Origin of the sequence: Nocardia sp. XZ_19_231, assembly GCF_015355705.1 — a bacterium.
Classification (GTDB): domain Bacteria; phylum Actinomycetota; class Actinomycetes; order Mycobacteriales; family Mycobacteriaceae; genus Nocardia; species Nocardia salmonicida.
Genome location: NZ_JACUZI010000005.1, coordinates 215,644 through 228,310, shown reverse-complemented (window position 1 = coordinate 228,310; position 12,667 = coordinate 215,644). Strand labels below are relative to the sequence as shown.

13 protein-coding genes are annotated in these 12,667 nt (G+C 64.4%); 8 read left to right on the top strand and 5 right to left on the bottom strand.

Annotated elements, in window-relative coordinates; genetic code table 11:
• Positions 1-30 precede the first annotated feature (30 nt).
• Positions 31-471 carry a hypothetical protein gene (locus IBJ82_RS23055; RefSeq protein ID WP_194828048.1) on the top strand — a complete coding sequence of 147 codons (441 nt, stop codon included), beginning with the start codon at positions 31-33 and terminating at the stop codon, positions 469-471.
• Positions 472-538: 67 nt separating this feature from the next.
• Here the strand turns inward: IBJ82_RS23055 and IBJ82_RS23050 are convergent, their stop codons facing one another.
• Entirely contained in the window at positions 539-1,426 is an 888-nt protein-coding gene (locus IBJ82_RS23050) for a hypothetical protein (protein WP_194828047.1), read from the bottom strand.
• Between the two features lie 68 nt (positions 1,427-1,494).
• On the opposite strand from IBJ82_RS23050, the gene IBJ82_RS23045 reads away from it, so the two are divergent.
• Entirely contained in the window at positions 1,495-2,460 is a 966-nt protein-coding gene (locus IBJ82_RS23045) for an MspA family porin (RefSeq protein WP_370585439.1), read from the top strand.
• Between the two features lie 57 nt (positions 2,461-2,517).
• Here the strand turns inward: IBJ82_RS23045 and IBJ82_RS23040 are convergent, their stop codons facing one another.
• From IBJ82_RS23040 to IBJ82_RS23030, 3 genes are all read right to left on the bottom strand, one after another.
• Complete coding sequence (locus IBJ82_RS23040; RefSeq protein WP_370585438.1) at positions 2,518-3,645, bottom strand: alkane 1-monooxygenase; 1,128 nt, start codon at positions 3,643-3,645, stop codon at positions 2,518-2,520.
• Positions 3,646-3,712: 67 nt separating this feature from the next.
• Positions 3,713-4,951 (bottom strand): lipase family protein, encoded by a 1,239-nt coding sequence (locus tag IBJ82_RS23035; protein ID WP_194828044.1) that lies wholly within the window; start codon positions 4,949-4,951, stop codon positions 3,713-3,715.
• 401 nt (positions 4,952-5,352) lie between these two features.
• Positions 5,353-6,954: an MFS transporter gene (locus IBJ82_RS23030; RefSeq protein ID WP_194828043.1), complete on the bottom strand. Its 1,602-nt coding sequence runs from the start codon at positions 6,952-6,954 to the stop codon at positions 5,353-5,355.
• Between the two features lie 108 nt (positions 6,955-7,062).
• On the opposite strand from IBJ82_RS23030, the gene IBJ82_RS23025 reads away from it, so the two are divergent.
• Positions 7,063-7,680 (top strand): TetR/AcrR family transcriptional regulator, encoded by a 618-nt coding sequence (locus IBJ82_RS23025; RefSeq protein WP_194828042.1) that lies wholly within the window; start codon positions 7,063-7,065, stop codon positions 7,678-7,680.
• Positions 7,681-7,814: 134 nt separating this feature from the next.
• Here IBJ82_RS23025 and IBJ82_RS23020 read toward each other — a convergent pair whose 3' ends face one another.
• Positions 7,815-8,414 (bottom strand): TetR/AcrR family transcriptional regulator, encoded by a 600-nt coding sequence (locus tag IBJ82_RS23020; RefSeq protein ID WP_194828041.1) that lies wholly within the window; start codon positions 8,412-8,414, stop codon positions 7,815-7,817.
• 374 nt (positions 8,415-8,788) lie between these two features.
• Here IBJ82_RS23020 and IBJ82_RS23015 point away from each other — a divergent pair, with 374 nt between their 5' ends.
• Genes IBJ82_RS23015 through IBJ82_RS22995 form a run of 5 tightly spaced genes read left to right on the top strand, consistent with a single transcriptional unit; the run spans position 8,789 to position 12,662 of the window.
• The gene (locus tag IBJ82_RS23015) at positions 8,789-9,583 is read left to right on the top strand and encodes an SDR family NAD(P)-dependent oxidoreductase (RefSeq protein WP_194828040.1); all 795 of its coding nucleotides are present in this window, start codon (positions 8,789-8,791) and stop codon (positions 9,581-9,583) included.
• Positions 9,580-10,167 (top strand): carboxymuconolactone decarboxylase family protein, encoded by a 588-nt coding sequence (locus IBJ82_RS23010; RefSeq protein WP_194828039.1) that lies wholly within the window; start codon positions 9,580-9,582, stop codon positions 10,165-10,167. The genes IBJ82_RS23015 and IBJ82_RS23010 overlap by 4 nt, the downstream gene beginning before the upstream one ends.
• Complete coding sequence (locus IBJ82_RS23005; RefSeq protein WP_194828038.1) at positions 10,164-11,471, top strand: aromatic ring-hydroxylating dioxygenase subunit alpha; 1,308 nt, start codon at positions 10,164-10,166, stop codon at positions 11,469-11,471. The genes IBJ82_RS23010 and IBJ82_RS23005 overlap by 4 nt, the downstream gene beginning before the upstream one ends.
• A complete protein-coding gene (locus IBJ82_RS23000) occupies positions 11,468-11,803 on the top strand; it encodes a hypothetical protein (protein WP_194828037.1) in 336 nt (111 codons plus the stop codon). The genes IBJ82_RS23005 and IBJ82_RS23000 overlap by 4 nt, the downstream gene beginning before the upstream one ends.
• 19 nt (positions 11,804-11,822) lie before the next feature.
• Complete coding sequence (locus IBJ82_RS22995; RefSeq protein ID WP_194828036.1) at positions 11,823-12,662, top strand: TauD/TfdA family dioxygenase; 840 nt, start codon at positions 11,823-11,825, stop codon at positions 12,660-12,662.
• Positions 12,663-12,667 lie beyond the last annotated feature (5 nt).

Sequence of the window (12,667 nt, the reverse complement as noted above, 5' to 3'; positions counted from 1 at the left end):
ACACCGGAGGATCGGCGATAGCCTCGGGGTATGACTGACAACGATCAGCCTGCCCAGAGGCATCGGCGACCCGTCGGCGTCAACTCCTCGACAGTGGCAGCGGTCGGCAAGCTGTCGGAGGCGTTGGAGACGACCGAACGTGCTCGCGGGCACCTCTACAGCTTCCACCAGCTCACCGGCGGCGCCGATCTCGCTCTCGGTGAGGCGGTGGACATGCTGCGCGAGGCCGGCCACCATCAGCTCGCCGAGAAGCTGGCCGCGAGGCTGGTCGGCCGCAACGTGCTGCCCGGCCGGTGGACCTTCCAGATCGTGGAGGAATACGACGAGGGCTACTACGCGCAGTTCCGACAGATCGAGCGCGAGATCCGCTACGAACTCGTCGGCGGCCGCACCCACCTGTACGAGGCGGAGATGAAAGAAGCTCGCCGCTCCCACGGTCGTCCTGGGCACGAGGCCGGACCGGACAGCTAGTCCGGAACCTCCGAGATAGTGGGCTGCCATCTAAGGGATCTCAGCGCCCAGTGCCCTTAGGGCGCGGTCAGGACCGCGACTCTCGATTCCAGGCCAACACGCGATCACTAACCACGGGCCGGTAGTTCATGAAAGCCGATTCGGCTTCCAGGCTGTCCGCGAGCGCACCGAACATGTCGACGATCGACGGCCACAGCCACCCCTCAGACGCACCCTCGGCGGTGTACTCACTAACGCAACCCGACAACTCACCTGAACGAGTATCGACGAACAAGGTGGTGCCGTCTCGGTCGGCGATGGGAATGAATTCAGGCAGGAACAACTCGCAAGCCGTGCCGGCAGGTTCAGCACTGAGGGCTGCCGGATCGAACTCAGCCGCGAACTCTGGGCTCCGCTCTCGCTGACCGGTACCGATATCGAGCCACAAACTCCGTATTTGATCGCTTCGCGATCTGTTCAGCAGGTCGTATCCGGGCATCAACAACGGTAGGAACCCGCCGACGCGGCCGAACAACGTGGTCAGATCCAGGGGAAGGTTTACAGACGAGCCGGGTTCGACCGCGGTCGGACCTGAATCTGTGCTCGCGATGAACGCGTCGCGCCCCAGACGGTTCAGTGCCCAGTTCTGGATCCGTGCAAGTTGGATATCCAGGTCGCACGAGGTCTTCGATTGCTGCGGCAGCCGACGAGTTTCGGGGTCGCGCGTGAAGATTATCGGTGCGGGTAGCAGGTTCGCGGCTGAGATGATCTGTTCGACTACTTTCCGCTCAGATATCGCGGGATCGAGCAGCCCTTCGATCGTGATCATCATTCCGTCGATATGGCCCTCGACGGAACGTGTGCTCGGTTCACGCTGTTGCTGACGAAGGTACCCGCGGGCAGCGACGACGAGGGCATCGGCGGCCTGCTCGATGGAGGACGCATTGCCGTCGAGGCCTGCTGCCGACGGCGGCATCGACCCTGGCTTAGGTATCGAGACTATCCACCACACCTTCTGCGCACCTTTCCATCGCGGTCGTGGTCATGGCTTCTTCGGCAAGAGCGGGTCGTCCATGCACCCCTATTCCAGCGGTAGAACGCCCCCATGGTCGCAGACACCTCAACCACATTGCCGAACCGGTGGGAGTGTCGGATGAACGAGCGAATAAGAAGCCGCATCGGTCAGGACACGCGCCCGCGCGACGAAGGGGAAACACCGTCGGTGTCACTAGTGTCCGGGTCATGTTGCGAATCATCTGGAGAGTGAGCTGTGCCGCCTCAGCGCTGGCCATACTGTCGCAGCCGACCGCGCATGCCGATAGCGTCAATCTGCCACCGCACGAGAAGACTTTCGAGTCGGCTATAGGCAGTTTCACTGTCGGCACACATGACGAGGTCATCTATCGAATCGCGCCGTTGAACAGTTCCCCCATCAGCCGTGAAGCGTTGGTCTCCACTGTCGCCTACGGACGGCTCGACGGGCAGGCCGAGGGCGTGCTCAAGACTGGATATTCGGTCGGCTGTGCGGCAAGGCTCGATGCCGTGGCACCTGGCGTCGATCCCACCACGGAATTCGGGCTCGAGGGGCCGCAGCAGAACTACGCGACGGAGCAGGCGCAGCGGCAGGCGACAGAGCAGGCGCAGTCGCGGTCTGTCGAGCGTTCGAGTTCCGGCGAGTCGGTGGAGATCGAGACGCAGGAGTCCGGGCAATCACAGGAGTTCGAATCGGCACAGGTGCAGGAGTTCAACGGCATCCTCCCCTCCATCGCGGTGGACCCGGGTCTGTTCCTGGAATTGGCACTGCAACCCGGCGAAATCACCAACATCGATATCGGTGATGGCAAGCCGCTCATCCCCGGCAAGACCGTCCAGATCGTGGCCCGCGACTTCCACATCAAAGTCGACAACTGCGTGGGCCCGGCCACCATCCGCCAATACACCTATGTGCAAACCAGAACACCCGAAGTCGACGACAGCGGAGCGGTGTTCGGCGAGCCCACCAGTCTGTAGTGAGTCCCGCACCGCGCGGCTATATGGGCGTGCCGCGAGTCGAAGCTGTCCTCGCGATCACTTCGACCCGCGCCTCGCACGCTGAACACGGCCGGGCATCGTATTGGCTCGGGTGAGGTCGCCGTCGTAATGCGCCAAAACCCGGTGATCCATAGTGCGCCGCCACAGTGCCGGCACCGACGCCACGACAATCATGGTGGCATAGCCCGCAGGCAGCTGCGGCGCCTCGGACGAGGTGCGCAGAGTCTGATATCGACGCCCGGGATTGGCGTGATGATCGCTGTGCCGCTGCAGGTGAAACAGGAAGATGTTGGTGACAAGGCGGTCGGAGTTCCAGCTGTCGGCCGGCGAGCAGCGCGCCCAGCGGCCGTTCGGCAATCGACCTCGGAGCAGGCCGTAGTGCTCGACGTAGTTCACCGTCTCGAGCAACCACACCCCCATCACCGCCTGAATGACGAGATACGGCAATACACCTGGCCCGAACGTCGCGACGAGCCCACCGAACAGCACCAGCGTCATCGCCCACGCCTGCAAAATATTGTTGCGCGGGCCCCACCACGAGCGTTGCTGGCGGCGCAGCCGTTCCCGCTCCAGCTCGAGCGCTGACCGAAACCCCCCGATCACGCTACGCGGCAAAAATTCCCACAACGACTCACCGAACCGCGCGCTGGCCGGGTCCTCCGGTGTGGCGACCCGAGCATGATGGCCCCGATTGTGCTCGACGTAGAAATGCCCGTACCCCGATTGCGCCAACGCCGCCTTCCCCAGCCACCGCTCGAGCCGCTCGACCCGGTGACCGAGTTCGTGTGCGGCGTTGATACCGATACCCGCCAAGAACCCGACCGTCACGGCCAGTCCCAGCTTGTCGACGAATCGAAGTTCCGAGCCTGCCCACAGGTAGCAGGCGATCACCAGGGCAGCGACCTGCACCGGGAGGAACAGGTAGGTACACCACCGGTAATAGCGGTTGGCACCGAGTTCTTCGTAGTCCTCGTCGCTGGGATTGTGGCCGTCTTCACCGACAAGTCGATCCAACACCGGAATCACGAACAGCACGATAATCGGCTCGATCCACCAGAACAACGTCAGCCCGGTACGCATCACCAGCTGTGACGGCAGCAGCGCGCACACCGGCGCCAGTAATCCGAATGCCCAGAGAAATCGTTTCGGATCTGCCCTCGGCACCAAGTATCGCTCGAGCAAGTGCCGCGGCCGCGGCACCCGCATCGACATCCTCATCGAAAGGTTGGGGTCAAGGCAGCCTCGGACAGTTGGTCGGCGCGGGATGACCCGCGAGCCTGTCGATCACCCACTGCTGCGACGCTTCCAGCGCCGGGAAGAACGACACCACGTGGTCAGGTGCGGTGCCTGCGATCGCGGGCATTTGGAGGTCGGCGTCGAGTTCGACGATCGCACCAGCGGCGCACCACTGCGCCACCGTCGAACGGACTGTGCCGTAAGGCGGTACGTCATCGTTGCGGCTCGACGCTACAAGCACCGGCACAGCCGGAGCCTGATTACCGAGCTGCTGCTCGGCGACCGCTCGCGACACCGCAGGCAAACGCTCGATGACCGCGCGCAGCGGTTCACCACTGGTTGTCCACTGCGCGGTGCTCGGGAAGCTCTGCGCGATCCCGCTGAGCACAGCACATTTGCCCTGAGCCTCCGCCAGGATCGCCTTGCCGGTGTCGTTGAGTGCGGCTTCCAGTTCCGGACGGGCATCGGGATAATCGGCGGCGATACCGTTCAACAGCCAGGCGTAGGCGGGTGCCAAATTGGCCTTGCCGTCGCTGTGCGCGATGAAGGCCATCACATCGACCACCGGGGCCCCGACATACGCCCCGCGCACGTTCAACTCGGGAGCGTACGACGGCTGCAGTTCGGCGGCAGCACCCGTGGCCGAACCGCCCTGGGAATACCCGTACAGCATGACCGGAGCACCGGCACCGATGCCGTTGCCGGGCAGCGCCAATGCCGCCCGCGCGGCGTCGAGCACGGCATACCCCTGCGACTTCCGGTTGAGGAAATCGTGCACGGCGGGCGTGCCGAGGCCTTGGTAATCGGTCATCACGACCGCCATCCCGCGAGCCAGCAGCGCATACAACGCCAGCACGTCGAACTCGACCATCACATCCATCGGCGGCTGGACGTCGACGAGCTTCGCGAGCAATTTCGACGGAGCGCACTGATCGCCCTGCCCCTTCGAACCACCCGCAAAAGCGACCAAAGGTCGCTCGCCCGGCCCGGTCCATGGCGCTGCAGGCTCCAGGTACGTCCCGACCACAGCGGTCGGCTCATCATGGGTGTCGCTGCTGCGATACATGATTCGCGTCGCCGAGGCGGGAATCATTTCCGGCTGACCCGGAGCAGACAGAGCCAGATGCGCGGGCTCCGTCCGGATGACCGCCCCCGCCGCCACATCGGGCAGTGGCACCGGCGTGCTGTAGAAGTCGCCGATGGCTACCTCAGCGGTCGGCAACGACGATGCCACCGGCGCCGATACCAACCCCGCGCTGACTGCGACGACCGCTCCTGACAGAACTGCGGACCACTTGCACACTCGCCTCCTCAAGATTGGACCCCTCTGTGATGTGTGACACTCGGATACCAGAATGGGATAGACCGTACACACAGGGTTGGACGGAGGAGATATCGGGTAGAGAAAGCACTACACGCAGGCATTTTGTCCCAAATATCCCAGTTATCGATGCATACACGGAGGTGTCTCACATCTGCGATAGGCGCGCCGGAGTTCCACTTTTATATAGCTCACAACTATGAATTTTTTCCCCGACGTCACTCGTCTTCGATCAGAGCGTGCCTCACGTCGGCAGGCGGCCTTCGATGACCGACAGCACTGGTTCTCCACTGAGGGTCCAGACAGGACGCGCCTCAACTCCTCTCGGAACTCGGAGACCCACTGTTCGCTCCGGACTCGGCGATGACCTCTCGGTGTGCATCGCCGGGTTCCGTGGCGACGGGTGCGGCGGCGCGGCGTCGGCCCGGTGTCCAGACCGCAATGAGAACGGCCGCACCGATGGTCAGAAAGCCCAGCACTGTGGCGGATTGGTGCATGCCGTGGCTGAACGCGGACTTCGCGAAATCGGCAAGTGGCTGCGCCGATGGACCCGCACGCTCGGCGACCTGAAGCGCCGCCGCGAGTGAGTCACCGACTGGTTCGCGCGCGGCCTCGGGGAGGTTGGGCAGTGCGGGGGCGATGCGCTGACCGTAGCCCGCCGCGAGCACACTGCCAGCGATCGCGATACCGATCGCGGCGCCGACTTCGCGGGCCGCGTCGTTGACCGCTGCGGCGACGCCGTGCTTCTCCACCGGAGTGCCCTCGACTATCGCGGCTGTGGCGGGCGCGGTGCACAACCCGATTCCCGCGCTCATCAGCAACAGCGGGCCGAGTAGATCCAGGTAGGAGGTCTGGGCGTCGACTTGCGCGATCATGAGCAGACCACTTCCGATCGCCAACAGTCCCGCAAAAGTGGGGATTCGCAGTCCGATCCGTTCCGCCAGCCGGGGTGCGAACGCGGAGATCACCACCATCGGAATACCCATCGGGGCAAGCGCCAGCGCCGAGACCAGTGGCCGGTAGCCCATGATGAGCTGAAGATGCTGCACGATCAGCATGAACAGGCCGAAGGTCACCAGGAACTGCAACGTCACTATCGCAGTGCCACTTCCGAAGCCTCGGTCGGCGAAGAGCCGGATATCGATCAGCGGATGAGTGACCCGCTTCTCGATGACGACGAAGGCGAGGGCGAGGGTCAGCCCGATCACGGCCGCTGCGATCACCATCGGATCGAGCCAACCACGCGCGGGCACTTCGATCGCCGCGACCACGATCGCACCGATTGCCAGAGCGCTGGTGACCGCGCCGAGCGGGTCCATCGCGGGCCTGGATGTGTCCACCGATTCGGGCACGGTGAAGGCTGCCAGCGCCAGCACCGCGCCGGCAACGGCCATCCCGACGAAAATCGAGACCCAGGACCAACTTTCGATCAGGATGCCCGAGCCGAGGATACCGAGAATCGCACCGACGCCCGAGACGCCGGCCCACAGTCCGATCGCACTGCCTCGCCGTTCCGCCGGGAACCCCGCGGTCAACAGCGACAGCGTGGACGGCATGACCAGCGCGGCGCCGACCCCCGTGAGGGCTCGCGCGGCAATCAGCCAGATCGGGGTGTCGAGGATCAGCGGCGCCGCCGAGGCGAGCGAGAAGATGAACAGTCCCACAATGAGGACCACCCGCCTGCCGTACCTGTCACCCATCGCACCCGCGGGCAGGACGAGGCAGGCCAGCGCCAGGGTGTATCCGTCGACAATCCATGTGAGTTCGGCCTGGCTGGCACCGGTGGCGGCCGCGATCTCCGGTAGTGCCGTGTACAGCGCCGCCATCGAGGCGGTGACGAGAACGACCGCCAGACAAGACAGTGTCAGGAGCCAGCGCTGGGCCGCGGACAATCGCGCACGTCCGGTGGAATCCATCGGGCCTCCGATACTATTAGTATTGCTACGCTACAACTTGTAGCACAACTGCACGGCTGGAGACGGGTCGATGAGGTTATCTGCCTTGACGGAGGAATACTGGGCCACATGAGCGGATCTGACGACGTCGAAGTCGACCCACGCAAGGCCCGCTCGCGCGCCCGCCTGCTCGATGCCGCTGCCGACCTGTTGCAGGCCGGTGGAGTGGAGGCGGTGACCATCGAGGGCGTCACCAAGTTGTCGAAGGTCGCCAGAACCACCCTGTACCGGCATTTCGACAATGCGATGCAACTGCGGGCGGCCACCATCGAACGTTTGCTGCCACCGGTGTTGGAGACTCCGCCGGAAGGCCCGCTGCGAGATCGACTGATCACTTTGCTGGAACAGCAGGCCGACGCGATTCGTGATGCGCCACTGCAGGTGTCGACATTGGCGTGGCTGGCGACCGGCTCGGACCGCAACGCCGACAACCCGGCCATCACCTCGCTCAGCCAGCGCATCATCGACCAGTACCGGGTGCCGTTCGACCAGGTGCTCGACACCCCCGAGGCCCATCGGCAACTGGGCGAATTCGACACCTACTTCGTTCTGTCGCAATTGGTCGGTCCGCTCGTTTTCGCGAAGCTCATCGGCCTGCGAGCCTCGACTCCACAGGATTGCGCCCGCATCGTCGACGACTTCCTCGCGGCACGTGCCGCGACGACACCGACGGAACGGCAGGCGTAGCACCCGACCCGTCAATCGCCCCCTTCGCACTGGCAGACAGAGCGCCCCGGCCGCACCGAGCAACCGCATGTTGCACGGAATCGCGGTCGGGGCGGAATGCGGGCGCCCCGACGCCCTTCGAACCGGTGGCTGCGCTACCGCGCCCGGCCGCGCCGCTCCCCTTCGACCTCACGCAGGAACGACTCGATGAGGTCGACGACGTCGGCGTGGCCGGTGTCGACGTCGAAGGCTTCCTCCATCCGCAGAAAGCGGGAAACGCTCGACATCAGCAGCACAAGGGCGCCGGGCGTGTAGCGGACCGCGCTCGCGCCGTAGTCGGCGAAGATCTTTGCCACAGCGTCGAGTTGGAGCGAGCGGAATCGCCGGGAGGAATCGGCGATCTCGGCCCGGATCACCTTCCTGTGGTTTGCCAGGGCGACGAATTCCATCGTCAGAGCGGTGTGCGACTGGTCATGAATGGAGTCCCACAGCGCCCACAGCGGCTGCGCCGATTCCAGCGCTTGCAACTGACGTTCGTAGCTGCGGTCGGCCCCTCGCCGGAACAGCTCGACGAACAGGTTGTCCATGTTGTCGAAGTAGTAGTAGACGAGCGCGGGGTTCACCCCAGCTCTGGTGCCGAGTCGGCGGGAGCTGACGGCGGCGTAGCCCTCCTCCCGCATGATGAGCTCGGCCGCGTCCAGCAGTGCGGAGCGGGAGGTGGAGTTCTCTGCGTCAGAGCTGCGCGCGGGCTTCACATGGAGACCTGTCTGTCGTGCGAGAGGCGCTCGGCCTGCCGCGTGGATCGCGATTCATGATCAGACGGCGCCCAGCGGTGCTGGGGTTCACCAGTTTACGGCCGCGTCGGCCCGTGCTCGTCAGCAAGGCCGGTTCGCGAATCCGACTCTTGACAGTCGTGAGCGCCGTCACGTATATCTTAATCACTCGCTCAAATTGAGCACTCGATTAAAAAAGAACAGGCCTCGTCGGTCGTTTCAGCGGCCCACCGGTGGCCGGCCCATCGCGACCCACCCCATTCCCCGGAGGAAGTGCCTCCCCCCGCGCCGACGACGGCGCCATCGCGCCCCTGGCGGCGATCGCCCACCTTGCCGACGAGCAGAGGAACACGGATATGAGCAGCACAGCCACTACAGTCTCGGAGCCGGTACGCGGCCGGTCGACACAAGCCAGGGTTGCGGTGGTGACCGGCGGAGCGTCCGGTATGGGCCAGTCGATCTGCGAGGGGTTCGCCGATTCCGGACATCGGGTCGCGGTTCTCGATATCGACGGCGCGGCCGCGCAGCGAGTCGCCGAGCAGTTGCGTGCCACCGGTGCGACGGCAATGGCCTGCGCGGTCGATGTCACCGATCGCGACGCGGTCCGTGAGGCGATCGGCAAGGTTCGCGTCGAGTTCGGCGCGATCGAAATACTTGTCACCAGTGCGGGTTCCGTCGACTTCGCGCCGTTCACCGAGATCACACCGCAGGCGTGGAATCGCGTCGTCGACGTGAACCTGAACGGGGTGTTCCACTGTGCCCAGGCCGTTGTCGCGGACATGGTCGCGGGCGGCTGGGGTCGCATCGTGACAATCTCGTCGTCGAGCGCGCAGCGCGGCTCGCCGGGCATGGTGCACTACACCGCGTCCAAAGGCGCCGTTCTGGCGATGACCAAGGCCTTGGCGCGCGAATACGCCGCCGCGGGAATCACGGTCAATACGATTCCGCCTTCCGGCATCGATACGCCCATGTCGCGCCAGTCGCAGGCCGCCGGGCATCTGCCCGACAGCGCCCGGATGGCCGAGGCGATCCCGGTCGGACACCTGGGAACCGGCGAGGACATCGCCGCGGCGTGCGTGTTCCTGTGCTCGGAGCAGGCCGGCTACATCACCGGGCAGGTCCTCGGAGTGAACGGTGGGTCGGTGATATGACACCTTCCACCGCTCCTCGACTGGCACCGCTGCCGGTGCGGGAGTGGGACGAGAACACGCGAGCCGTGTTCCGCGGACACGTGAAATCGGCCGATCGGTACCTCTCCGGAGCACCCGACGCCCCAGCCATGCCGGGCATTCTCGGGGTGCTGGCCCATCACACCGAACTGGCGGGAGCGTGGCTGGCCTACAACGGCCTGCTGATCGAGCGCCCCACGATCGACCCGCGAGACCGCGAACTGGTGATCCTGCGGGTCGCGTGCCGCAGCCGGTCGGATTACGAATGGACACAGCACGTTCGGATCGCCACGGCCCTCGGCCTCACCGAGGAGCAGATCGCCGCAGTGAGCACCGGACCGCGGGCACCGGTGTGGTCGCCGGTGCAACGCTCGCTGCTGGCGATGACCGACCAACTACTGGATCAGCATCGCGTCGACGACGCCACCTGGGCACAGCTCGAACTTCATTTCGACAATCGGCAACTGATCGAGCTGTTGTTCGTCGCCGGCTCGTATCTGTGCCTGGCGATGGTGTTGAACAGTGTTGCCCTGCAACCGGACCCGGAACGGGAGGAACGATCATGAGCAAAGTCGTACACGAACCGGCTACGCCCCATCAATGGCCGAGACCCACCGAAGGCAGTTGGACCCAGCACTATCCCGAGCTGGGTACATCGATGATGTCGTTCGAGGATTCGGTGTCGCCGGAGTTCTTCGAACTCGAGCGCGAGGCCATTTTCAAGCGCGCCTGGCTCAATGTGGGTCGGGTCGAGCAGGTGGCGAAGACCGGTAGCTACTTCACCAAGGAACTCGATGTAGCGCGCACGTCGATCGTCGTGGTGCGCGATCGTGACGGTGCCATCAACGCGTTCCACAATGTGTGTCGCCATCGCGGCAACAAGCTCGTCTGGAACGAGTTTCCCCGGGAGGAGACCGCGGGGACATGCCGCCAATTCACCTGTAAGTACCACGGCTGGCGCTACGGACTCGACGGCTCCCTGAACTTCGTGCAGCAAGAGGGCGAGTTCTTCGATCTCGACAAAGCGGAGCTCGGTCTGGCTCCGGTGCACTGCGACGTGTGGGCCGGATTCATCTTCGTCAATCTCGATACCACGCCGCGGCAGTCATTGCGCGAATTCCTGGGCCCGATGATCACCGATCTGGATGGCTACCCATTCGACAAGATGACCGAATGGTACGAATTCAAGGCCGACAACCAGAGCAACTGGAAGTTGTTCGCCGACGCGTTCCAGGAGTATTACCACGTCCCCGGGCTGCATTCGCAGCAGGTACCCAGCGCCGTGCGCACCCCCGGGAAAGGTTTCGAGTGTGCGCATTTCCAGGTCGGCGGCCCACATCGGATGGTCTCCACCGGCGGTGCGCGACGTTGGACGATGCCGGCGGAGTTCATGTATCCGATCGAACGGATCACCCGCAGCGGCCTGGTTGGCCCGTGGGAGTCGCCGGATCTGGGCGAGCCGCCCAAGGGCTTGAATCCTGGCCGGGTCGAGCCGTGGGGTATCGACAACTTCCAGATCTTTCCCAACATCGAGATCCTCATCTACCGCGGCTGGTATCTGCTCTACCGCTATTGGCCGACCTCCTACAACTCCCACCGGTTCGAGGGAATGCTGTGCTTCCAACCGGCACGCACGGCCCGAGAGCGAGTCGAACACGAGGTCGCCTCGGTGGTGTTCAAAGAGTTCGCCCTCCAAGACGCCGGCATGCTCACCGGCACACAGACGGCGCTCGAATCGGCATATCGCACGGCAGGCATGACCCATTTCCCGGTCAATGATCAGGAAATCTTGGTGCGTCATTTCCACAAGGTCGTCGCCGACTGGGTCGATGAGTACCGCCACGATCTCCCCGGAGCCGATGAGCGATGACATCGACAATGCTGCCGCCGGCCTTCGCCGACCTCGAGCGGTTCGCCGTCACGTGGTGCCTGAAGACCGAATCCGAACGCTACGCCCGCCGCCTTGCCAGTCCCATGCAAGAGCTGATCGACTTCTACGACGCGTGCTTCCCGCGTGTCGAAGACGCTATCGCCTACTGCGACAAATTTCCCCTCGAGGAATTACCCGAGGACGCTATACACCTGCTTCACCTGGTGTATTCGCTGGTCATGGTCGCGATGGCCGTCGAGATCTTCCAACAACCCAAGCCCGTCGACAGCGCCGACGCCGAACTCGCCCGCGTCACAGGGCCCTGGCCGTAGGACACGAAGGAACTCCACCATGACGATTACCATCGAGAAACTCGGACACGCTGTCGGAGCAGAGGTCATCGGCGTACGCCGCGAGCAGTTGCTCGACGACGACAACGTCGCCGAGACCGTGATGACAGCCCTCGAGGAGAACGGGGTGCTGGTCTTTCGCGATCTGCATCTCGACCCGGAAACCCAGGTAGCGTTCTGCCGCACGCTCGGGCAGGTGGATACCTCACCCGGACATCATCCGGTGGAGGGCATCTATCGGGTCAGCCTCGACGCCGCCAAGAACTCGTCGGCGAGCTACCTGCGCGCGACCTTCGACTGGCACATCGACGGCTGCACGCCCGAAGACGACGCGTACCCGCAGATGGCGACCGTGCTCACGGCCAAGGCCGTCGCCGCCAGCGGCGGTGAGACCGAATTCGCCAGCACCTACAAGGCTTTCGACGACTTGACCGACGCGGAACGAACATCGCTTCGGTCACTGCGTGTGGTTCATTCACTCGAAGCGTCGCAGCGCGGCGTGACCGCCGACCCGACACCGGACCAACTGGTGGCGTGGCGCCGACGTCCGATCAAAGAGCACCCACTGATCTGGACCCACAAAACCGGACGCCGATCGCTCGTCCTCGGCGCCTCGACCGACCACGTCGTCGGGATGCCCGCCGACGAGAGCCGGGCACTGCTCGACGGACTACTGGGCCGCTGCACCGCACCCGACCGCGTCTACCGGCACACCTGGGCTGTCGGCGACACCGTGATCTGGGACAACCGTGGGGTCATCCATCGCGCCGCACCGTACCCGGCAGGTTCTCCGCGAGAGATGTTGCGCACCACGGTGCTCGGTGAAGAACCGATCGAATAGCCCAC